The 22401-nt window shown below is 38.0% G+C and carries 22 protein-coding genes; 3 read left to right on the forward strand and 19 right to left on the reverse strand.

From position 1 onward, the window contains the following. Positions 1 to 52: 52 nt before the first annotated feature. Both M0696_RS19575 and M0696_RS19580 read left to right on the forward strand, forming a co-directional pair. Positions 53 to 811, forward strand: coding sequence for an SDR family oxidoreductase (locus M0696_RS19575; protein ID WP_166846826.1), 759 nt, complete (start codon positions 53 to 55; stop codon positions 809 to 811). Positions 812 to 952: 141 nt separating this feature from the next. Further along, positions 953 to 2035: a branched-chain amino acid aminotransferase gene (locus tag M0696_RS19580; protein WP_248602309.1), complete on the forward strand. Its 1083-nt coding sequence runs from the start codon at positions 953 to 955 to the stop codon at positions 2033 to 2035. A 117-nt stretch (positions 2036 to 2152) separates the two neighbouring features. Here M0696_RS19580 and M0696_RS19585 read toward each other — a convergent pair whose 3' ends face one another. The 19 genes from M0696_RS19585 to M0696_RS19675 all read right to left on the reverse strand — a co-directional run bounded on the left by M0696_RS19585 (position 2153) and on the right by M0696_RS19675 (position 20563). After that, a complete protein-coding gene (locus M0696_RS19585; RefSeq protein WP_222142277.1) occupies positions 2153 to 3391 on the reverse strand; it encodes a nucleotidyltransferase family protein in 1239 nt (412 codons plus the stop codon). A gap of 17 nt (positions 3392 to 3408) precedes the next feature. After that, entirely contained in the window at positions 3409 to 4650 is a 1242-nt protein-coding gene (locus M0696_RS19590) for an MFS transporter (RefSeq protein WP_248602310.1), read from the reverse strand. Between the two features lie 88 nt (positions 4651 to 4738). Further along, positions 4739 to 5386 carry a hypothetical protein gene (locus M0696_RS19595; RefSeq protein WP_222142279.1) on the reverse strand — a complete coding sequence of 216 codons (648 nt, stop codon included), beginning with the start codon at positions 5384 to 5386 and terminating at the stop codon, positions 4739 to 4741. Between the two features lie 15 nt (positions 5387 to 5401). Further along, positions 5402 to 6406: an iron-containing redox enzyme family protein gene (locus M0696_RS19600; protein ID WP_222142280.1), complete on the reverse strand. Its 1005-nt coding sequence runs from the start codon at positions 6404 to 6406 to the stop codon at positions 5402 to 5404. Positions 6407 to 6758: 352 nt separating this feature from the next. Next, positions 6759 to 7658 (reverse strand): phosphoenolpyruvate mutase, encoded by a 900-nt coding sequence (gene aepX / locus M0696_RS19605; RefSeq protein ID WP_222142281.1) that lies wholly within the window; start codon positions 7656 to 7658, stop codon positions 6759 to 6761. Then, positions 7659 to 8534: an NAD(P)-dependent oxidoreductase gene (locus tag M0696_RS19610; RefSeq protein WP_222142282.1), complete on the reverse strand. Its 876-nt coding sequence runs from the start codon at positions 8532 to 8534 to the stop codon at positions 7659 to 7661. After that, positions 8531 to 9169 (reverse strand): dTMP kinase, encoded by a 639-nt coding sequence (locus M0696_RS19615; RefSeq protein WP_222142283.1) that lies wholly within the window; start codon positions 9167 to 9169, stop codon positions 8531 to 8533. The genes M0696_RS19610 and M0696_RS19615 overlap by 4 nt, the downstream gene beginning before the upstream one ends. After that, positions 9166 to 9957: an isopentenyl phosphate kinase gene (locus tag M0696_RS19620; RefSeq protein WP_248602311.1), complete on the reverse strand. Its 792-nt coding sequence runs from the start codon at positions 9955 to 9957 to the stop codon at positions 9166 to 9168. Before M0696_RS19620 ends, M0696_RS19615 begins: the two co-directional genes overlap by 4 nt. Before the next feature lie 25 nt (positions 9958 to 9982). Next, positions 9983 to 10534, reverse strand: a complete 552-nt coding sequence (locus M0696_RS19625) for a cupin domain-containing protein (protein WP_222142285.1) — start codon at positions 10532 to 10534, stop codon at positions 9983 to 9985. A 26-nt stretch (positions 10535 to 10560) separates the two neighbouring features. Further along, positions 10561 to 11292, reverse strand: a complete 732-nt coding sequence (locus tag M0696_RS19630) for a hypothetical protein (protein ID WP_222142286.1) — start codon at positions 11290 to 11292, stop codon at positions 10561 to 10563. Between the two features lie 17 nt (positions 11293 to 11309). Next, the gene (locus M0696_RS19635; RefSeq protein WP_222142287.1) at positions 11310 to 12452 is read right to left on the reverse strand and encodes a LeuA family protein; all 1143 of its coding nucleotides are present in this window, start codon (positions 12450 to 12452) and stop codon (positions 11310 to 11312) included. A gap of 142 nt (positions 12453 to 12594) precedes the next feature. Then, positions 12595 to 13254, reverse strand: coding sequence for a winged helix-turn-helix domain-containing protein (locus M0696_RS19640; RefSeq protein ID WP_222142288.1), 660 nt, complete (start codon positions 13252 to 13254; stop codon positions 12595 to 12597). A gap of 973 nt (positions 13255 to 14227) precedes the next feature. Then, positions 14228 to 15541 carry a 6-phospho-beta-glucosidase LicH gene (licH, locus tag M0696_RS19645; RefSeq protein ID WP_248602312.1) on the reverse strand — a complete coding sequence of 438 codons (1314 nt, stop codon included), beginning with the start codon at positions 15539 to 15541 and terminating at the stop codon, positions 14228 to 14230. Then, the gene (gene licA / locus M0696_RS19650) at positions 15538 to 15870 is read right to left on the reverse strand and encodes a PTS lichenan transporter subunit IIA (RefSeq protein WP_248602313.1); all 333 of its coding nucleotides are present in this window, start codon (positions 15868 to 15870) and stop codon (positions 15538 to 15540) included. Before licA ends, licH begins: the two co-directional genes overlap by 4 nt. 18 nt (positions 15871 to 15888) lie before the next feature. Next, on the reverse strand, positions 15889 to 17247 hold the full coding sequence (licC, locus tag M0696_RS19655; protein ID WP_248602314.1) for a PTS lichenan transporter subunit IIC: 1359 nt from the start codon (positions 17245 to 17247) through the stop codon (positions 15889 to 15891). A gap of 15 nt (positions 17248 to 17262) precedes the next feature. Beyond that, positions 17263 to 17571 (reverse strand): PTS lichenan transporter subunit IIB, encoded by a 309-nt coding sequence (gene licB, locus M0696_RS19660; RefSeq protein ID WP_003218755.1) that lies wholly within the window; start codon positions 17569 to 17571, stop codon positions 17263 to 17265. Positions 17572 to 17699: 128 nt separating this feature from the next. Further along, a complete protein-coding gene (gene licR / locus M0696_RS19665; protein ID WP_166846813.1) occupies positions 17700 to 19625 on the reverse strand; it encodes a transcriptional regulator LicR in 1926 nt (641 codons plus the stop codon). 161 nt (positions 19626 to 19786) lie between these two features. Next, the gene (locus tag M0696_RS19670) at positions 19787 to 19903 is read right to left on the reverse strand and encodes a hypothetical protein (protein ID WP_109571642.1); all 117 of its coding nucleotides are present in this window, start codon (positions 19901 to 19903) and stop codon (positions 19787 to 19789) included. A gap of 69 nt (positions 19904 to 19972) precedes the next feature. Next, the gene (locus M0696_RS19675; protein ID WP_248602315.1) at positions 19973 to 20563 is read right to left on the reverse strand and encodes a DNA-3-methyladenine glycosylase; all 591 of its coding nucleotides are present in this window, start codon (positions 20561 to 20563) and stop codon (positions 19973 to 19975) included. Positions 20564 to 20691: 128 nt separating this feature from the next. On the opposite strand from M0696_RS19675, the gene katX reads away from it, so the two are divergent. Next, the gene (katX, locus tag M0696_RS19680) at positions 20692 to 22335 is read left to right on the forward strand and encodes a catalase KatX (protein ID WP_248602316.1); all 1644 of its coding nucleotides are present in this window, start codon (positions 20692 to 20694) and stop codon (positions 22333 to 22335) included. Positions 22336 to 22401: the final 66 nt, after the last annotated feature.

Here is a 22401-nt window from a genome sequence, read left to right on the forward strand (position 1 = left end):
GATTTGAAATAGTAAGGGAATCACAGCCGACTGAATAAGAGGTGTTACATCAATGAAGTTGACAGGCAATACGGTGTTAATCACAGGCGGTTCCGCGGGCATCGGGCTTGAACTGGCCAAACGGCTGCTGGAACTCGGCAATGAAGTCATTATTTGCGGACGCAGCGAAGCGCGTCTTTCAGAAGCAAAGAAGCAGCTCCCAAACATCCATACAAAGCAATGTGATGTTGCAGACCGTTCGCAGCGGGACGCATTGTTTGAGTGGGCTCTAAAGGAATTTCCGAACCTGAATGTTCTCGTCAACAACGCAGGCATTCAAAAGGAAATCGACTTTAAAAAAGGAACAGAGGAGCTTTTTGTGGACGGAGATGAAATTGAGCTTAATTTCCAAGCGCCTGTCCATTTATCAGCCCTTTTCACACCTCATTTGATGAAGCAGCCCGAGGCGGCAATCGTTCAGATCACGTCGGGACTTGCGTTTAACCCGTTAGCTGTGTATCCGGTGTACTGCGCAACAAAAGCGGCGCTTCACTCGTTTTCGCTTACACTCAGACACCAGCTTCTCGATACGAGCGTAGAAGTGATTGAAATGGCGCCCCCTATGGTGGACACGGGATTAAACCAAAAATCACGCAATAAACAAGGCCTGACATACCGGGGCATTTCAGCTGAAGAATATGTTCAATATTTCTTGGACGGCTTGAAAGAAGGCAAACAAGAGATTACAAATGAACGTGTTGAAGGTCTTCGGGATGCCACTCGCGCCGATTATGACAGGGTATTCGAACAAATGAACACGCAGGAGAATTAATTTCTCCTGCTTTTTTCTTATGAATTTCTTACAAATTTGAGCAAACCTATTGCGAATATTTGTTGAAGGTATACAATAGAATATAAATTATTTTCAAATAAGTTTGATAATATAAACAATTTAACAGCAGGGAGATTGACCATGACTAAACAAACGATTCGTGTTGAATTGACATCAACCAAAAAACCGAAACCAGACCCAAATCAGCTTTCGTTCGGAAGAGTGTTTACAGACCACATTTTTGTAATGGACTACGCGGCGGATAAAGGTTGGTACGATCCAAGAATCATTCCTTATCAACCCTTTTCAATGGACCCGGCCGCAATGGTATATCACTACGGCCAAACCGTATTTGAAGGGTTAAAGGCTTACGTGTCAGAGGATGACCATGTCCTGCTTTTCAGACCGGAAAAAAATATGGAGCGACTGAATCAATCAAACGACCGTCTCTGCATCCCGCAAATTGATGAAGAACTGGTTCTTGAAGGCTTAAAACAGCTTGTCGCGATCGATAAAGACTGGATTCCGAATGCGGAAGGCACGTCCCTTTATATCCGTCCGTTCATCATCGCAACTGAACCTTTCCTCGGTGTTGCGGCATCTCATACGTATAAGCTCTTTATCATTCTTTCTCCGGTCGGCTCTTATTACAAAGAAGGCATCAAGCCGGTCAAAATCGCTGTTGAAAGTGAATTTGTGCGTGCGGTAAAAGGCGGAACGGGAAATGCCAAAACCGCAGGGAACTATGCTTCAAGCTTAAAAGCGCAGCAGGTGGCTGAAGAGAAAGGATTTTCTCAAGTACTCTGGCTGGACGGCATTGAGAAGAAGTACATTGAAGAAGTCGGAAGCATGAATATCTTCTTCAAAATCAACGGTGAAATTGTAACGCCTATGCTGAACGGAAGCATTTTGGAAGGCATTACGCGCAATTCCGTCATCGCCTTGCTTAAGCATTGGGGCCTTCCAGTTTCAGAACGGAAAATTACAATCGATGAGGTCATCCAAGCCCATAAAGACGGCATCCTCGAAGAAGCCTTCGGAACAGGTACAGCAGCTGTTATTTCTCCAGTCGGCGAACTGATCTGGCAAGATGAAACACTGGCGATCAACAACGGTGAAACAGGTGAAATCGCCAAAAAACTATATGACACGATTACAGGCATTCAAAAAGGCGCTGTTGCAGATGAATTCGGATGGACAACCGAAGTTCGTAATGCGAATTAAACCCAAAATTAGATAATATTGTATTTGAAAGTTTAATAGAAATCTAATAATTAGTTCAACATAATGCTTCTATTACCATCTCTAAAACTAGTCTTGAGTTATAACTTATGACTTGTTTTAGAGATTATTTTCTAATCGTTTCTTATCCAATTCATTTTTCAAATTATCTAATTCCATATCTGAATATAATGCGTGCATACACCCGACAAAAGTTCCTATAGGAGTTGTCAATAAGTGATATTTATCTACTTTAAACCACTTGAAATTCCCTGACACATCACTTATCTTCATTAGATAAATATAGACTCTGTTATTAAAAAACCATTTAGGCCCAATAATAACATCTGTTTTCTTCAAGAAGATTAGACATTTATCCTTGTCATTCAGTTTATTGGTAATATATCTTAATGAATAAAAGATAATATCTCGAAATGGTCTTGATGAATTATCTAAGCAAAATGGAATTACATGATTGAATAGGATACTACTTGTCTTTTTAATAGGTAAATTTGATATGAATACTTTTAATAATTTTGGAACATCTGCATTAATTTTTATAAAATATTTCTCTAAATAAAATAAAGCAGGGTACAACTTTAACTCGTTTATTTTTTTTATAATAAAATTAAGATCATATACGTAATCTTTTTTTTCTAAAATGAATTTCACATCAATTAAATCCCTGATTAGTACTTTTTTAGGTCTAGTTATTAACTCCCCAAGCATTAAAATAAAAGAAGATTCCGGGCCTGGTACAGTAAATTTTATGTTTTCAAATTCGATTTTCCTTTTTTTATACGCTTGGGTTTCCCAATTAATAAAGGTACGGTAACTAATCGGAAAATGGTTTATTTGTACTTCTATTCCTTGAAAAGTGGAATTTCCTGAGGAAGCCTCAAACACTCCACTTCCAAATAGGTTTTTACTACAATCATTGTATAAGTTCATTGTGGAATACAAATCTAAATTTAACTCTATTAGAATATTGCCTATATCCCAAAAACCCTCGTTATTTTTCACACACAAATCAAGATCAAAAAATTGTCTTTTCATTTCAAAATCATAATAATTTTCTATACCAAAACCTTTTAAAAATAAACATTCAGTCTGATCACTTTTTTTAAATAAAATTTGTTCAGCAATCTTTAATAGCTCCTCTCTTGTCAACAAAAATTCTCGATATTTCTCCTCATGCTTTATTTCTGAAATATATCCTCTCTTTTTAAGATATTCAAATACTACAGGAAATACTTTATTTTCTGATGCCACTTGAATATATTCATCTATATCATACATGGAAATATCAACTTTTTCATTAAGACAAATTTTATATATAACTTCTTCTATTGTATGCATTCATTATACCTACTTTCCTATTTCAGTTTCCATAAAGGTGTAAAAATATAGAATTTAAACAAAATAATATTTAATAAAGCCGCCAAAATAAATACTGAGCGTACATTTAATATTTCAGTAATCCATCCGGAACCGAAAATGAATATCGGCATTGCGATTTTAAAAAGTGATCCAGTTATACCAACAATACTACTAAAGTACTGGATAGGGGTAACATATTGTCTATATACATGAACATTAACTGAAAATAATGTTGAGAAAAAGCCAATGAAAGTTAAAACTATATAAACAAAAATATAGCTATTAACTAAAGACAAACTAAAAAAGAGTAATCCAGTAAGGAAAATACAGCATCCCATTACTTTTCCAATTCCAAAATAGTTTTTGAATGATTCCGTTAACAAACTTCCTAATACTCCTCCAACTCCTAATGAGGTTAATAAAATACCCACTCTTGCATCAGTTAGTGACAAAGTTTCTTTGCTAAAGTAAACAAGCATAACATTAAACATCCCATAGGAGGAATTTGTAACAACGACAAACCAAGTAAGCAACCATAACTCTCTTAATTTTCTAAACTCTGTCCATGCTTCCTTTACACTTTTTAGCAGAGAATCTTTTCTTTGTTGTGTATTTATATTTCGGCTAGTATCTGAATCCAAAAAAACAGAAAGTATAGCTGCTACTATAAGTAATAAACTTGTTATTAGTAAACTATTATTCAAGTCAGAAAATAATATGATACCTGCAGCAATAGCAGGGCCAAGAACTGTAAAAAATTGAGTTATAAATGCAAAATTAGCTGTAGCTTTTGTATATAGGGTTTCTGGTAAGGTTATTTTTACTATTCCGAATCTTACATTTAAGTAACTATAGTTAAATGTCATTATTAAGAACACATAGAAATATATGAAAACTAGAGGGGATTTACTATGCTGCACTACTAAATAAAATAGGATCAGCAATATGGCCTGACATATTACTGTGATTATCATAAATTTTTTTTTATTTGTAACCCTATCAATTAATGCTCCTATAAAAACAGCTAACAACATATTTGGAACATATTCTATTGCAGATGTTAATCCCATCACTATCGAAGAATGGGTTAAATTATATACTAAAAGAGGAATAACTAATTCATAGACTTTACTGCCAAAAGTGATTAACACTGTCGATAAAAATAAAATTATAAAATTTTTATTCATCCAAGCACTATTTTTGATTTTCTTTTTCAAATGAATATATTCTTTTGACATAAAAAACAACTCCTATAAAACGAAAATATCAATTGCCATAGCCTATCAAGAAATCCTTGATAGGCAATTCTCTAATATTAACTATCTTTCAAATTAAATAACGAGGAGCTGTAATCATTTTTTTTTGGTACTTTTCCAATAACTCTTCAAACCAGTAATCTATTGTTTCACATAAGGCATAATTATTATTTAATATTCTTTGTAGATCGATTTTATCTATTAAGTGAAATGACTTACTCATATGCTTAAGAGTATATGGCCATTTGTTTAACAATTCAATAAACTCCACAAATTCCTCCCTCTGTTTACCTGATAAAAAGTTTTTTAACTCATCTCTTTTAAAAATTACTTGATTTAAGGTATACAATGAAACAAAAAAACTAAGATAATCAGTTTCTGCAGTCATTAACAAATGATTACAGATAGATTCGATACCCGGAAGTACTTCTGAACTTACATCTGGAGTTTTTTCTAATTCTAATTCCAGTATTTTAATATAATCGGATGAAAGACCAAACATAACATCTGGTCTAAGATTATGATGTAAAATACAAGAAGTGAATTCAATATACCTAGAATAAAAATAGCCTATATCTTTCAGAAGTTGTTCAGTAATTTCTGAATCATGCGTTTCTTCAGATATATTAACCCAAAATTTATTGTATGCTTTTTCCCAATTGAATAACTTATTTAATTTATCAACTTCAACTAGTACATTATAAAAATCTGTTTTCATTTAACTCCCCCCTTTTTAATTAAAGTTCATTAATTTATCCAAATTGCGAGGAACCACTGTATTTATTTGGTTATAGTAATCAATAGTATTCTGGTGCATTCTAATATGCAGTTCATTAAGCATGCGAATATTATTTACTACCCTTATTTGATCTTCAGGACTAATATAATCTAGTTCACGATAAAAATCCCTTGTTACTTGTCCATGTTCTCCTTTAATGTTTATATCTCCATGTGTATTTTGGTATTTCACAAAATCTTTCGGCAAGTTATATGAAGAAAGCGCTTCTTTATATTCCATGCCATCGTAATCTGTACCTTCAAATAGAAATATACCTGCCATAAAAGAAAGTAAGTCTGTATGTGCCCATTTTGACAGCATATTCATGATCGCTTGGGTATATGGAAGCGGTACAGAGTTTTCTATCTCTTTTCTATCAAAATCAAAAGATAAAAGTGATTTCATGAGAAGTTTATCATGACGATACTCTTCCATAAAAAAATCTAAAACCTTTTCTCTAATTCTCCCCTGTGACTTAGCTACTGCTGGTGAAATACATTCATGACATCTACGTGTTACGTGATAATATTCAACTGCAAAGCCTACAATTAAATTTTTAGAAGCACCTTTATTTAAGATAAGCTGTGTCAACTCAGTTTCTTTAATATTATTTTGCCATTCAGCGTACAAATCCTCTAAATAAAAAATAAAATCTAAACCACTTTTTCCTTCTATTTTATTTTCCGTTCCCTCAGTTAACAACCAATGCTCATCTAATTCATTAATATAATTGATTATTTCTTCTTTACTAAATAAACTAACCTTCTCACAGATTTGTTCAAGGGAGTGTTTTCCATCAAGAAGATTTAGTAAATCTTTTATAACATTTAAGGAAACTTTTTCATTAGGAAAGATTTCTAATGAAAATCCATGATATGAAATTTGAAGATATTCATCTTTTTCTTCAATTCGCACTTTTTTTCTTAATTTAGGTTTTTCAAAATATAATTCGTGTTTCACAAAAAATCCCCCTTTCTGATTTGGCTATAAACTGCATTGTTTTAAAAACAATGCAGTTTATTAGCTCTTCTACTTACCTTACAAAGTTGGACTTACACGACGAATTCTTTTAGAGCGAATAACCAATTATTTCACCCCCTTTCATTAAGAAGAGACATGTTATAGGGTTGGACTTACACGACGAATTCTTTTAGAACGAATAACCAATTATTTCACCCCCTTTCATTAAGAAGAGACATGTTATAGGGTTGGACTTACACGACGAATTCTTTTAGAACGAATAACCAATTATTTCACCCCCTTTCATAAAACAAATATTTTTTAGTTATATAAAGGCTATTCTTAAAATTGGTTATTTCATTGTTAGTCTAATAGAACTAACTTCGTCTTTTATCTTACTTTCAAGAGAAATCATTTCGTTCATACCTTGTAATTCAAAAATTTCTTTCATAGAAGTTAATTGTGGTATAATACTTTCTAAACATCGACTTTGTTTTAGTTGTCTTAAAGTATTATCGACTGCTTGTATTGCAGCTCTAAGACCTTGGTTTGCATAAATAACCATGTTAATATTATTTCGTTCTAAGTCTTTTATAGTTACAGTTGGATAAGAAGTTGGTACAACTGCAATTGGGGCACTGGAGTTCCACAACTTACAAAAATCAAATATCTCATCCGGCGTTTCTTGTTTTGAGTGAATTAGAATCATGTCTGCACCACATTTAATATAAGCATGCGCTCTTTTTAAGGCTTCATCAATTCCCTGACCAGCAATTAAGGCTTCAGTTCTTGCAATCACCATAAAGTCTGGATTCTTTTTTGCGTTCTGAGCAGCATATAGTTTTTCGCAGAACAAGTCTATGTTTTCCAATTTTTGTCTTCCTGGTATATAACTATTTGTCTTTGGAAATACTTTATCTTCAATACACACACCTGCTACACCAATTTGTTCATACTCGTTAATCATTCTATTTACATTATTAAGATCGCCAAATCCTGTATCACAATCAGCTATAACAGGTAGAGAGGAAGCTTCGGTAATCTGTTTCGCAGCATGTACAAATTCAGACATTGTCAATATATTTGCATCTGGCTTACCATAAGAAGCAGAGATTTCAAATCCGCTGGCCCAAATACCATCAAATCCATGTTTTTCAACCATTTTGGCACTAAGCCCATTATGAGCTCCCATTATTTCTATTGTTTTGTTTTCTATGATTTTGTTTTTGAGTATAGTTGCCTTATTAACCATTTAATCACCTTTAAAATTCACATTATATAGTTTCATACACTCAGTTTGATCTCGGTTTGGTCCATAGGTTTCTTGAGCAAACTCAAAAAGCTTTTGAGTTAAGGTACCTAAGGGAGCTGATAAGTTATTATCTTTTGCTAGTTGATTTGCTAGTTCAATATCTTTTAGGCGAACATCAAGTGATGCAGAGATATTTTCAGATGGGTTTATTAATCGATCAAGTAAAACTCCCATATATACGGAGTATCCTCTAGTAGTTGGAAGAACTTTATTTAAAGTTTTAAGGTCAATGCCACAGTATAGACCGATATTTATGACTTCTGCCGCTGCTAATAGATTAATGCTTTCGGCTAAATTATTTATTAACTTTATAAGTTGTCCTTTTCCAATATCACCAACATAATGTATTTGAGAACAAAATTTTCCCACCACCATTTTTGCGATATTTATATCTACTGGATCGCCACTCATAATTGCAGTAAGATTACCTTGTATTGCTTTTTCAGGTCCACCCGAGACTGGGCATTCTACATATTTAAGGTTATATTCACTCAACTTTTGTTTAAGATACATAGATTTTTTTGGAGAGATTGTACTCAGATCTACAATTATTGTGTTTTCACTTAAAAAGTTAGCAATGCCTTTTTTATCATTAAAAAGGATATCTTTATATGAGTCTTCTCCTTTGATACACAGAAAAATTATGTTACTTTTAGTTGCCAATTCTTCTAATGAATCGACTTTTGAAACCCCATAATGAGTTAAATCGTCAACTTTGGCTATTGATCTATTCCAACAGTAAACTTCTAACTCATTTGATATTTTTTTTAAAACTGCACTTCCTAAGATCCCAGCACCAATCCAACCTATTTTCATTTTCGTTTTTCCTCCAAAACGCCTTGAATTGCACTCTGAATTTGGTGGAAGACGTCTTCATTCGAAAGAGAAGAATCGATATTTTTCCAGTTTCTCTTTCTTGACCATGACAGTAGTAAAGAACGTAAAGATGCCTGATGATTTAGAAAGTCTTTTTTTTCAAAGATTTCTTTTCGGCCACATTCATATGGTGTTAAACTTGATTTTCTTGATAAAGCTATTTCTGGTGGTACATCTAAATACACAACTATATCCGGAATCGGAAGTAACTCTACTGTTTTTAAAACCCAATCCTCTGAACAACCATATATTATTTCGGATGCTGCATGCTTCATCCAATAACCATCAAGAAGGAATATCTTGTTATTAGAATGTATATTATCTCTAGTTAAGGTGAGTGATATAGACCAAAACAGAAACATAGCACGACTAATACCCTTCATTCGTGAAATACATAGTCGTAAATCTTCTAAACTAGTATTGATAAACATGCATTCATTGAATTTTTGATGATCAAGAATATCCCATTTGTCAATTATTTCAACTTCATACCCTAGTGATAATAACCAATTATGGGATCTTTTTATCTGCGTACTTTTCCCTGCTCCATCGCAACCCGCAAAAGCTATTATCATAATAGGTCTCCTTTTTTCCATGCTTCAATAATAGTACCTGGTGGATTTTCACTAAATAACGCTTTGATTAAATTATGTTTACTACCGTCACAGACAATACTATTAGTATTTTTCTGAGCAACTCTTATCAAAGCTTTTAATTTGTTATTCATACCTCCGGTAACATCTTGCTTATTAGAAGAACCAGTATTTTCAATAATTTTCTTATAATTGTACTGATTAACTCTTTTAATGATTTTTTTAGTCTTATCTGATTCAAAAATCCCTGGTACATCTGTCAAAATTACTACTCGTTGTACATCAAAATGATCTACAAACAATTCAGGTACGTTGTCACTAGAGTAGATAGTGAAATTTTTTTTCTTATCAAATGTAAAATCACCAGATGTAATTGGTAACAATCCTAATTGCAGAGACATTTTGATAGGATTCATAAAACAAAAATCGTAATTTCCCTCATTAGTTGTACAATAACTGCTAGTTTGAAATGGATATACTGGTAACCCTTCATTCCTAAAAATCATTGCTACTTCATTTATCCATTCAAACATTTTTACAGTCATCATTAATAGATCTTCTTTTTTCCTCTTCTCAGAATCTAAAAGATTGTAACGGAGGGGTACCCCATTTCCATAAGAACCCCCACCGATTACTACTACTAATTTCCCCTGTAAATCGAACCATCTGCTTTTAATCATTTTTGCAAATCTTTTAATTTCCTCTTTACGAGGAACACAATAAGCATTTTTATCTGTAATTAAACTACCACCAATTTTGAGTATATACATGAATATTTATTCCCTCTTATTTCTACTACCAGTTTACTGCAATTAATTCAGCTTCTTTGTCATTCAAAGCCATAAAACTGTGAGATACTCCTGGTTGAATAAAAGCTGAATCACCCACATACAAATCTACTTCATTTCTAATATCTTCATAATCCCAATGCATTCTTACAGCACCCTTAGTAATATAAACTATCTCCGTTGAATCATGTCCACCATTTAAGACAACATCTTGATTATCATTACAGTGGAGTTCCACACGCAATGGCATTAATGTAGGATAAGCATTTGTAGTAACTAAATGATTATACGTGTAATATTTTTTTCCATTTCTCTCACTTGTTCTTTTAAAACTATTATTACTTCGGCTTACTTTAATACCATTGGTTAAATCAAGTTTAAAATTTTCTTTTAATAAATTTTCTGGTTTTATATTTAATTTCTCACAAAAATATTTTAATTCTTCATAAGTAAATAGAACTTTTCCATCCTTTACTTTTAAATTTTCAAACTCAATTTGTGGAATCATCTTCCTTAACTCTACCCATTTTTCAATAACCTCTGTATTTATTTCGATCATTTCATTTCCTCCTTTTAAGGTTTATATTACTGAACAGACTCAACTAAATATTTTTGAACAGCGTTTTCTAATTGAATATAAAATCTCTCAACTTCTTTATTGAAAGGAATATTATTTACTCCTAATACTTTTTCAACTTCTTTAATTGATTCTTCTTTAACTTGTGGTTGTGTTAATGCAGCGATACGGTGAATTAACCCTTTAACCATCTCTTCAGCTGTGAACTTCACATTCCAGAAATCCTCAGCCAATACTTTTTTACGTACTTCTGGTGCAGTTTGCTCGTACCATTTGATACGGTAATTAAAGTAGTCTACTTTACTCCACATATCATATTGACCCGCACAATAACTTTCGTAAGGAGCGAATGCTTGAACTGCATTATTATAGGTGTCAAAATAAGAGTGCGAAATAATTGACAAAAGGGCTCCATAACCTGCTTGAAAAGCCATTTCTTTAGGATTTTTATTAGTCGCAGCAACAAAAGTGTTAGTTAAGTCTTCTTTTTCTTGATTAAGACGTTTAAATTCATAAGTATCTTCTGATACTTTAGGGGGGATACAATTTTTCGCTCCAAATACATTTAAAGCACAGTCCATTAATAATTTACCTTTAACTAAAGGATGACAATGCAGTCTATGCAAAAAACTTGGTTCCCCATCAATTAAAGGTATAACTGAGAGATAGGCCATATTGGTATTTTCATCACAAACTTTTAATAACCCTTCAGCTAAAGCAATATGAGAATAACGATCCATTTTAAGATCCCTCCAATTTATTTTTTTGCTATAAATTGTGCAATTACACAAAGAAGTTCCGGGTCAATACTTGAATGTAAACGAGTTGAAAGCTCTCGTATAATAGGCAATAATTCTTGTGCTTTTTCTCGACTAATATCTAATCCCTGTTCCTGTAAAACATGTTGAATAGCACGAGATCCTGTATGCTTACCAATAATAAATGTATGTTCTCTACCTACTATCTCTGGAGAAAAGCTTTCAAAACTGTTTTTCGCTTTTAACATCCCATCTACATGAATCCCTGATTCATGTGCAAAAACTAACTCCCCTATTACTGGTTCGTTATGTGCTATGGATAAACCGGTGAATTCCTCAATCATTTTTGATAATTTATAAATTTCAGACATATTAATATCCGTTTCATAATTGGTAAGAACTTTTAATACTGTTGCTATTTGATGTAACGCTGTAATACCAGCTCTGTCACCTAACCCATTGATAGTAGCATGTACTTGTGTAGCACCTGCTTCTATTCCAGCCATAACATTTGCAATTGCCAAATTCATATCATTGTGCATGTGTAATTGAAAATCAAGATGATTTACCTCCTGTTTTAGTGATTGAACAATGTTTTTAGTTTTTGCTGGAGTTAAACAACCTACAGTATCGGAGAGCCTCATTCTTGATGCACCGGCTTCTTCCAATGATTTTGCATATTTTTTAAGAAAATCTAAATTTGCTCTTCCCATATCTTCAGCGCTAACAGATATAAACTTAGCTCCTTGAGATTTTGCATAATCAACCAGCTCAACCGCTGTTTCAATAACCCAGTTATAATCCTTTTTAAACTTATCTCGAATATGGATGTCTGATGATGGTAAACCGATATGCAAAGAATTTAATCCAGCTTCAAACGTTTTATCTATATCAGTTTTTAAACCTCGATTCCATCCAATTAAAGTTGGAAAATTATTATCCTTTGCAATAGACTGAATTGCTTGGAATTCTACAGAACCCATCACCGGAATACCAATTTCAGCAAACTGGATATTAGCCCTAACCAAACCATCAAGAATTTCCCTTTTTTGATACTCTGAAAAAGCAACTCCAGGAGTTTGCTCCCCTTCTCTTAATGTACTATCTTCAACAATAATTTTATTATTATAAATTCCAATCACCCCCGTTTTATTTAATAGGCCTATTTGTTATTATAGTATTTCAAATATTCCATCTTGTCTTCATATTTTACTTTAGACTAATCTAAATTTTATATTAGATAATTAAGCAAATAAAATACAATTTTTAATATAATAAGCTTTCTTATTTTTGTTTAATAGCTACATTTAGTTTATACCCTTCTCCTCTTTTGTTAGTTAGAATACGGGGGTTTCGTGGGTCTTCTTCTATCTTTTCTCTAAGTTTTTGTATATGTACATATAACGTCGATAAACCTGACAAATCAACAAAATCTATTAATTGATTTGCAGTTAGAGCAGATCCTACATTGATTGATAATATATACAGTATTTTGAACTCCGTACTAGATAAGTGATAACACTCATTTCTTTTACGAATACAATGACCAGCAAGATCAAAGAAGACATCATCTGTAATATATATAATGTCTGGTAGCTTTTGATTAACCCGATCTAACTGTAAACTCTGAAAAATATCAGTTAAAGGGGAGACAAGTTGAATTACAGCACGTTCTCTTAAAAGTACTTTCTCAATATCATTTTCGTTAGAATTTAAAACGAAGATCGGAATTGAAGTAATTTTTAGAATATTCATCCAAAATTCAAAATCCTCCTGATTTGGATGAGGAAAATCCAATATCACAGCCAAATTTTCTTTTTTTTTTACTTTTTCCACTATTAAATCCCTATTATCAGTACCTATTACTTTTATTTCATCATTCTTTATAACAGACTTGAATAAAGATATTAGATAACTATTACACGTGTATACTATTACATCCATCCTGTTTTACCCCTTTTTCTATTTGTATTTTTATAGCTATATAATTATAAATGCTGAATTAAAAATCTTTTTAAAATCCCAATTTTAAATGTCTAATTTTAGATTTTTTTGTTTATAAAAACTCTCAATTGTTATTTATTAGGTTATTAAATATCTATAGGATTGTCCTCTTACAAATCTTTAGTTTAGCCTAAAGTTTTTATTAGAAAGAAATTCAAAAAACAAATTCAGATTATAATGTTAAATATTTGCTACTTAAATTATATTTTTGAAAATTTTGTTTTTGAAACCATTTCCATATAGAAAAGGCCAACTAGTAAGAAAAGTTATTGATGAAGGAGGGAGTAGATAGGTTAAATAGATAAGGTATAACGAGGGTATTAGTCTTTGGTTAAATCTTAAATATGGATAAATATAGACTTAAGGTGTTCGTTGAAAAGAACAAAAGCTGTAGAACATATATAACTTTTTATAAATAATATTTTCTAAGATTCCACTAAGATAATCTCTAGTTTTTCACCAAGGTATCATCGCTATACTTGGTTGATTTTTATATGCTAACAAGTTTAAGTTTTTTTCTTTAAACATATATTTTGTTTATTATGTTTTAACTAGCTATATTCGTGCTCCAGCTCAGATTGTTGTTAGGAGTAAATAAATGAAATCATCTCCCAATCAGGAAACAGAAATAAAATCCAGCTATGAACTTCAATAGAGGTAATCTAAAAAATCGCAAATTATATACAAGTAAAGAAACTAATTATGATCTATAATCACATGGCATGAATCCGAAATAAAAAGTATTAACTACAATTTCTTCTTTATGTTACGGGGATTTACCCAGCCCAAATTAAACAAAATCATCAAAAAGAGGCATGGAGATTTTAATTCCAAGCCTCTTTTTGCAACTATCTGTCTTTCATTTAGAAAGATTTATATAATCCATTTGAACAAATTTATATCGTATTGGCTCTCAAAAGAACTTCGGCAGATACGCTTTGTGCGCCTCCAGCATTTCGTCTAAAATCTGTTTAGCCACAGTGTCGGATGGAACGAGCGGGTTAATTGTCATGGCGAGGAGCGCTGTTTGATAGTCGCCTGTGACCGCTGCTTCTGCCGCGACACGTTCAAAGGATTTGATTTGCTGGACGAGACCCCGGACAGACACCGGCAAGTCGCCGACAGCAATTGGCATAGGTCCGTTTTTCGTCATGACACAGTTCACTTCAACTGCGGAATCGTCTGGGATGCTGGCTATTGCCCCATTATTAATTGTGTTCACCGGCTGAATGTCGTGTTTATCATTGTAAATGGAGCTGATTAAATTACACGCTGCATCGCTGTAGTAAGCACCGCCCCGTTTTTCCAGCTGCGGCGGTTTGATCGCGAGGTTCGGATCTTTGTAAAGTTCGAAGAGTTCTTTTTCAACCTTCTGCACAACTTCAGCGCGGGTGCCTTCCGTTTGTGATGCTTCCAGTTCGTGCTCCAGCATCTCTTTTGTTTTGAAATAGTAACGATGGTAGCCACAAGGGATGATGCCGAGCGCTTTTAAAAACTCCGGCTCCCATTCTGCGCCTGAGATGTTTTTCATTGTCATCGCGTTTTTCGGGTCACCCATCGCTTCGATGACTTGATCCTTCACACTGACGCCGTCCAGGAAAACATCCAGCCCGAACACCATATGATTCAGTCCGGCGAATTGGACTTCTACGCGGTTCACATCTACGCCAAGCGCTTTGGCTACGCCCATTTTGATGCCGATTGGAACGTTACAGAGACCGACGACTTTCTTCAGGTTGGAGTAGCGAAGCAAAGCTTCTGTTACCATGCCGGCAGGGTTTGTGAAGTTAACGAGCCAAGCGTTCGGGCAGAGCTCTTCTATGTCCTTTGCGATCTCAAGGATGACCGGAATTGTGCGTAATCCTTTAAACAGGCCTCCCGGGCCGTTTGTTTCTTGGCCGATCACACCGTATTTTAATGGGATGCGTTCATCTTTGGCTCTTGCCTGCAGAAGCCCTACGCGGAATTGAGTTGTGACAAAATCTGCGTCTTTCAGCGCTTTTCTCCGGTCGAGCGTCAGGTGAATGTCGATCGGGACGCCAGCTTTTTCAACCATCCGTTTGGCGAGCGTGCCGACAATATTCAGCTTTTCTTCGCCCTCAGGGATATCGACGAGCCATAATTCACGAACAGGCAGCTCCTCATACCGTTTAATCAACCCTTCTACTAGCTCTGGCGTATAGCTTGAACCTCCGCCAATCGTTACAATCTTCAATCCTTTTGTCATATGCTTGCTCCCCTTTGCTCGGTGATTTTTTCATATAACTCAATGATCTCCGCCGCCAGATCCTTCACTGTCATTGCATTCATTAAATGATCCTGTGCATGCACCATCAGAAGCGTCATTTCCGTTTTTTCTCCGCCCGCTTCATTTTGGATCAGCTCTGTCTGATAATGATGGGCTTTTGATAATTCTTTTGCGGCATCTTGAAGCTTTTTCTGCGCTTCTTCAGCGTCCCCGCTTTTTGCAGCGGCAATGGCCTCCATTGCGGAGCTCCTTCCGTTTCCTCCGTGAAGGATAATTTGAAAAATGATTTGCTCCATTTTCTCATTCACGCGATTCACTTCCTTTCTCTACAGAGCCGCTTCTTTGTTATCTGATGCTGCAGGCGTTTGGACCAGCTCCAAATCATTTTCTTCTTTCAGCTTCTGTTTATCCCACATTCTGAAGAACGGATAATAGACAACAAAGGATACGGCGATATTAATGGCTTGCATGACCGCGCCTGAAACTTTCCCCCCTGTCGCCAAGTAGCCTGAAAAGATCGGCGGCATGGTCCACGGCACTGCGATCCCCGCCGGTCTGGCGACAAGGCCTGTGCTCATTCCGATGTAAGTGATTGTCAGTGTGATAAGCGGCGTGATGATAAACGGAAGTAAAAGCATCGGGTTCATAACAATCGGCATTCCGAAAATAATCGGTTCGTTAATATTGAAGATGGCCGGGCCGATCGCAAGCTTTCCAAGCTGCTTCATTTGTTTGCTTCGGGCGCGCAGGAACATCGTGACAACCAGTGCCAAAGTAGCGCCGCTTCCGCCGATATTGATCCAGATTTCGAAAAATTGCTGGGTGAAAATGTTTGGCAGTGCCTCACCAGCTTGGAAGGCGATCCGGTTGGCATCCATGGCGCCATACCAAATCGGTGCCATGACGCCGCCGACAATGTTGGCGCCGTGAAGACCGCAAGCCCATAAAAGCATTTTCACGGCTTCTGCAACAAGGCTCCCCCCGAGACTTCCGCCAAGAATGGATAGCGGCGTTCCCAATAAAACGCTTACAATATTATGAAGGCTTTCAAACGGCGTTGCTTCAACAATCAGCCGGGCTGCCCAAATCAGGAAGATGACAGCGAAACCGGGGATTAACGCGACAAATGACTTGCTGACTGCCGGCGGAACACCATCCGGCATTTTGAAGACCAAATTGCGCTGGATAATGAAACGGTAAATCTCTGTTGACACCATCGCGATAATCATCGCGACAAACAGGCCTTTGCTTCCCATCAGTGAAAGCGGAATTCCGCCGCCGACCATTATCTCTTTCGTCGAACCATCAGGCGTGAACGGCACTTGATACGGTGTTGCTAACAAAAAGGCCGCAAGTGAAATGGCTCCGGCCGACAAGGCATCAACGCCATATTTCTCGGCGAGCCGGTAGGCGATGCCGAACGCGGCGACAAGACCCATAATTTCAAAGGTGGCGTCAACTGGGTAGGCCAGTTTTTCAGACCAGGAGCTGCCAAACGTTTTTGCCATAAACTCTGCGTATCCCGGGATCGGGAGGTTGCCGATGATGAGGAAAAAGGAACCGATGATAATCAGCGGCATCGTGAGGATGATACCGTCACGCAGCGCCTGCAAATGACGCTGCCCCGCAATTCTTCCCGCTATAGGCATGACCTTTTCTTCTAGGATCTGATTGACTTTATTCACATAGCCCGCCCCTCTCTATGACACATGTCCAAGCTGTTCAGCTGATTTTAGCACTTCTGCTCCGTTGCATGTGCCATAATGGACGGTATTAATGACGTCGACCGGAACCCCCTTTGACTCTCCTAATTTTTTCAGCTGCGGAAGCATATAACGGACTTGCGGGCCTAGAAGCAATACATCCGCTTTATCAATATGATTTTGTACAGAATCACCTGAAACTGCCCAAATGGTATAGTCTTTTCCTTGTTCCTGCGCACTTTTTTCCATCTTGCTCACCAATAAGCTAGTAGACATGCCTGCTGCACAAACGAGTAATATATTCATGTAAAAGACCCCCTAGAGTTTGATCAATTTTGTAATGTCCTGCTGTTGATAACATCATATTATGAAATCGCTTTCATAAACACTCAAGGTTTTTCCGCAGGAAACGGAAAAAAGGTATATACAGGCTGTCAGCTCAGCATTTTTTGGTCAAACACATCCGAAAGCTCTTGATACGAACGGCATTTGATCAGCTGGTTCACTGCTGCCGGGTCATCCAAAATACTGCCGAGCAGTTTATACATGCTTTGCAAATCCGCTTTGTTCTCCTTTTCGACACAAAGCAAACAGACAAATTGAACACGCTGATTCTCCCAATCTATCGGTTTTTTGAGCGTACAGACGGCCCAAAACGTTGTTTTTGTCTGCGGAACGAGCGGGTGCGGGATGGCAACAAGATTGCCAAAGCACGTTGGCGACATGTCTTCTCTTTCAAAAATGGAATCTATGATCTCTTTATCGGCATAGCCGCAATCAACCGCTTTCTGCCCTAAAAATTGAATCACTTCTTCTTTTGAGCGCAGATCCTCAAGGAAGAAAACGAGTTCTTTTTTTAGGTAGCGGGCCGCTTTTTCTTTTTCATCACTCAGAATGGATTCGATTTTTGTAAAGTCGGTTCCTCCCAGGAGTGTATTGACCTTCAACACTGGTACAGGGAGCTCTTTTTTGATCGGGATAGTACTGATGACAAAATCAATGGATTCATAGGACATCTGGTCAAGGCTGTAATACTCAGCAGTTCCAAAAATATCGAGCCGCTTGCCGAAATGGGAACGGAGTTTTTCGCGCAGAAGCTGGGCGCTTCCGGCACCCGATGCGCACACAATGATACAGCGTTTCGGCGGGCTTTCTGTTTTTTTCCGTTCAATCGCGGCGCCAAAATGGAGAGCCAGATACCCAATTTCGTTTTCATGAATATCGATGCCCGTTTGTTCCTTTATAACCATCCCCGAAATGATCCCAGCTTCAAAGGCGAGAGGATAATGTTCCTTGATTGCTGCCAGCATCGGATTTCGCAGGTTCATGCCGTATCGGTTGCGGCTGATCGCCGGCTTCATATGCAACGCCAAGCCAATTTTCAGCTCTTTGTCATGCAGGATGCCGAGCTTCAGTTCACGATCAACGGCTTCAATCATCGCAAATGTCAGCTGATCGGTTTCTTCGTCTATTGAAAATGTGTCTTCCCCACATTGTTGTTGTGTCATTCGTTTTGTGCCGAGGAGATGCATGGCGATATAGGCCGTCTCGTCTTTCGGAAATGTAACGGCAAGCGCTGATTCCAGCTCTTTCACGATGGCTTCGGCAGCCTGATATTCTTTTTGATGCAGGATATGATCCATATCTGCCGGGAAAAGCGATACATAGTTTTCCGTTCTGATCCGTTTACAGGCGATAGCAATATGGATGATGAGGTTATTCAGTCCCAAGTTGGACAGAGGGATGCGGTCGTCTTTCATTTTTTTCAGGATGGCGGAACGGATAATCTCAATTTCTTCATTTGGCAAAATATCAGCCTTTTCATTCAGAACATCAATCTCCGTTTCTCTTTCATCGACAATGTACTCCGCCATACAGTACCTCATCTGCACCTCGTCCCCACGCAGCTTGAAGCCGTAATTTGGTCGTGTTTCCATAACGATGCGGTAAGGCAGCAGCAATTTCTTTACTTCTTTTAAATCTGTTTGGAGTGTAGATTTTGAGATAAATAGTTCTTCAGCCAGTTCATCGAGCTTGAGGTAATGCTCCGCCAGCAGCAGGCGTTTCATGAGATAAGCCATTCTCTCCTCCGGCAATACCGGCAGGCCCTTTTTTTGCTGAAACACATCTTGCAGCAGCGCTCTAAATGTCTGCTCGTCATGAATGCAGAGTTTGTAACCGGAGCCTCTTACCGATTGGACAAAGGCGCCATGGCCGCTGAGCACACCTTGCAGTTCCTTTATATCATTGCGGACCGTCCGCGTCGTCACATTTAATTGCGCGGCAAAAAACGAGCTTGTCACCGGGGTTTCAGCCGCCATCAGCAAGCGCAGAATATCACGAAGTCGCCCATGAAGCATGAGAAAAACCTCCTATCAAGTAGATGCAGGGATAAAGTGAATAGGCAGAAAGGATGATGAAGGAATGCGAAATGTATATAAATTCTATAATGGGAAGAATGGCAAGTCAATGAACATCAGGAGGACTAGAGGGAAAACCGACCCATAAAAAACAGCCGGGTTCAGCCGGCTGTTCGGGAAGCGGACATATTCTTTTGTTTAGACGCCTTGCGATCCTTCATGATTTTTCGAACAATCGGGTAAATGACTGGCGCCCATTTGATAACGGTTTTGATCATTTTTTTCAAAGCTCCGATTCTCCCTTCTTTTTCTCAACCATTCCCCTGATTGCCTTTTGCTTAAACATGCTAACGCGACACGTACCTGTTTCCCGTCACCCAGAAACGCCACGGATAATCGCGCGCCTCTCCGCTGTTATCGATGCCGATACGCGGGCCGGTTGAAATGTCTTCTGGTATATACCCGCTTTCGATGTAAAGCGGCTGTTCCGTGATCCAGCGTCCATAGTCATTCATCGTGACGCCAAGGGCCTTCGTAAGCTTTCCGGGCCCGTTTGTCCATTCCCTCGGATGCCGGCCCTGTCTTCTCTCCTCCATTAACAGTTGGCCTTCATGAGGCTCAATCGCCCTAATTAATACTGCTTGCGGGACATCTGCTTCTGCGGCAACGACATTCAGCAATGTATGGGTGTGCATCACGTATGTATACACCCGCCCAGCTTCAGCAAACATAATCTCCGTCCGCTTCGTCCGGCGGTTGTTAAAGCTGTGGGCCGCTCTGTCTCCGGCACCCATATAGGCCTCTGTTTCCACAATATAGCCTGACGCTGTGCCTTCGTCTGTTTCTTTTACCAGAAGGCAGCCGAGAAGCGCCGGGGCAAGCTCAAGAGCGGTTTTTTGATAAAACGTAATGGGCAGCGAATTTTTTTCTCTCGTCACGAATCGACCTCTCCTTTTACAGATGTTTGTACACTGTACCATTCCCGAAGCTGGCGAGAAAAAACGGCTGTTTTAAAATCTGTCCAATAAGGGAATATTGTTACCGTTCAAAAAAGGAGGGTCAACCAATGAAAGAAGATCATCAAAACAAACATCACGGAACAAATGCCCAAAGCAGCGAGGATGTGCTTTCTCATAAGACATCTGGGGAAAACGAGTCAGAGGATACCTTAACGAACAGACAAGGGCACCCTGTCACTGACAACCAAAATGTGAGAACTGTCGGGAACAGAGGGCCTACAACACTTGAGAACTACGATTTCCTTGAAAAAATCAGCCACTTTGACCGTGAACGCATTCCTGAGCGGGTTGTTCATGCCAGAGGAGCGGGTGCACATGGATATTTTGAAGCGTATGGGAGCTTTGGAGACGAGCCGATTTCAAAGTACACCCGAGCCAAGCTCTTTCAGGAAAAAGGCAAGAAAACGCCGGCATTTGTCCGTTTTTCTACGGTGAACCATGGAAAACACTCACCTGAAACATTGAGAGACCCGCGCGGTTTTGCCGTTAAGCTTTATACTGAAGACGGAAACTGGGATTTGGTCGGGAACAACCTGAAAATCTTTTTTATCCGCGACCCGCTGAAATTTCCGGATCTTGTGCACGCATTTCAGCCTGATCCAGTGACCAACATCCAAGATGGTGAACGTATTTTCGACTTCATTTCTCAATCTCCTGAAGCGACACATATGATCACCTTCTTGTTTTCGCCTTGGGGAATCCCAGCCAACTACCGGCAAATGCAGGGTTCAGGCGTACACGCCTATAAATGGGTGAATGAGGAAGGCAAGGCCGTCCTCGTGAAATATCATTTCGAACCGAAGCAAGGCATCCGCAACCTGACACAGAAGGAAGCGGAAGAGATTCAAGGGAAAAACTTTAACCATGCAACACAGGATTTGTATGAAGCAATTGAAAATGGAGATTATCCGGAGTGGGAAGTGTATGCCCAAATCATGAGTGATGATGAGCATCCTGAATTGGACTTTGATCCGCTCGATCCGACAAAGCTGTGGTATAAAGACGATTTCCCATGGAAGCCGATCGGCAAATTGGTACTTAACAAAAATCCGGAAAACTACCATGCGGAAGTGGAACAAGCTTCATTCGGAACAGGAGTGCTTGTTGACGGACTCGATTTCTCAGATGACAAGCTGCTTCAGGGGCGGACGTTTGCCTATTCTGATACACAGCGCTACCGTGTAGGCGCAAATTACCTGCAGCTTCCGATCAACTCCCCGAAAAAGCATGTCGCCACCAACCAAGAAGGCGGGCAAATGCAATATCGGGTCGATAGAGCAGAAGGCCAAAACCCGCACGTCAACTATGAGCCATCGATTATGGGCGGGCTGAAGGAAGCGAAACAGGATGGAAAAGATCATACGCCGCATGTCGAAGGTGATGTAAAGCGTGAAGCGATCGACAGAACGAACAACTTCGGACAGGCCGGAGAAACGTACCGAAGATTTACTGAATTTGAACGGAACGAATTGATCACGAACCTAGTTAATACACTTTCTACATGCCGAAAAGAAATCCAGGATCAGATGATTAAAAATTTCACAAAAGCTGATCCGGACTACGGAAAACGCGTGGCGGAAGGACTGAAAAAGGTCTCCGAAAATAACAGCAACGGACCGATCGGCACAACAGAGACTGAACAGGCTGCAAAGCAGGCTGAACAGGAAAGCCATCCGTCTGATCCGTATTAAAAACAACGAACAGGGCTTTTTAGAAGTCCTGTTTTTTATTTTCCTATTGAAACGCTTTCAGCAATT

The sequence above is a fragment of the Bacillus rugosus genome, from assembly GCF_023238245.1.
GTDB classification, from domain to species: Bacteria; Bacillota; Bacilli; order Bacillales; family Bacillaceae; genus Bacillus; species Bacillus rugosus.

Coding starts and splice junctions, on each gene's coding strand:
- M0696_RS19575 (WP_166846826.1), top strand. CDS start 53: ATGAAGTTGACAGGCAATACGGTGTTAATCACAGGCGGTTCCGCGGGC.
- M0696_RS19580 (WP_248602309.1), top strand. CDS start 953: ATGACTAAACAAACGATTCGTGTTGAATTGACATCAACCAAAAAACCG.
- M0696_RS19585 (WP_222142277.1), bottom strand. CDS start 3,391: ATGCATACAATAGAAGAAGTTATATATAAAATTTGTCTTAATGAAAAA.
- M0696_RS19590 (WP_248602310.1), bottom strand. CDS start 4,650: ATGTCAAAAGAATATATTCATTTGAAAAAGAAAATCAAAAATAGTGCT.
- M0696_RS19595 (WP_222142279.1), bottom strand. CDS start 5,386: ATGAAAACAGATTTTTATAATGTACTAGTTGAAGTTGATAAATTAAAT.
- aepX (WP_222142281.1), bottom strand. CDS start 7,658: ATGGTTAATAAGGCAACTATACTCAAAAACAAAATCATAGAAAACAAA.
- M0696_RS19610 (WP_222142282.1), bottom strand. CDS start 8,534: ATGAAAATAGGTTGGATTGGTGCTGGGATCTTAGGAAGTGCAGTTTTA.
- M0696_RS19615 (WP_222142283.1), bottom strand. CDS start 9,169: ATGATAATAGCTTTTGCGGGTTGCGATGGAGCAGGGAAAAGTACGCAG.
- M0696_RS19620 (WP_248602311.1), bottom strand. CDS start 9,957: ATGTATATACTCAAAATTGGTGGTAGTTTAATTACAGATAAAAATGCT.
- M0696_RS19625 (WP_222142285.1), bottom strand. CDS start 10,534: ATGATCGAAATAAATACAGAGGTTATTGAAAAATGGGTAGAGTTAAGG.
- M0696_RS19630 (WP_222142286.1), bottom strand. CDS start 11,292: ATGGATCGTTATTCTCATATTGCTTTAGCTGAAGGGTTATTAAAAGTT.
- M0696_RS19640 (WP_222142288.1), bottom strand. CDS start 13,254: ATGGATGTAATAGTATACACGTGTAATAGTTATCTAATATCTTTATTC.
- licH (WP_248602312.1), bottom strand. CDS start 15,541: ATGACAAAAGGATTGAAGATTGTAACGATTGGCGGAGGTTCAAGCTAT.
- licB (WP_003218755.1), bottom strand. CDS start 17,571: ATGAATATATTACTCGTTTGTGCAGCAGGCATGTCTACTAGCTTATTG.
- licR (WP_166846813.1), bottom strand. CDS start 19,625: ATGCTTCATGGGCGACTTCGTGATATTCTGCGCTTGCTGATGGCGGCT.
- M0696_RS19670 (WP_109571642.1), bottom strand. CDS start 19,903: ATGATCAAAACCGTTATCAAATGGGCGCCAGTCATTTACCCGATTGTT.
- katX (WP_248602316.1), top strand. CDS start 20,692: ATGAAAGAAGATCATCAAAACAAACATCACGGAACAAATGCCCAAAGC.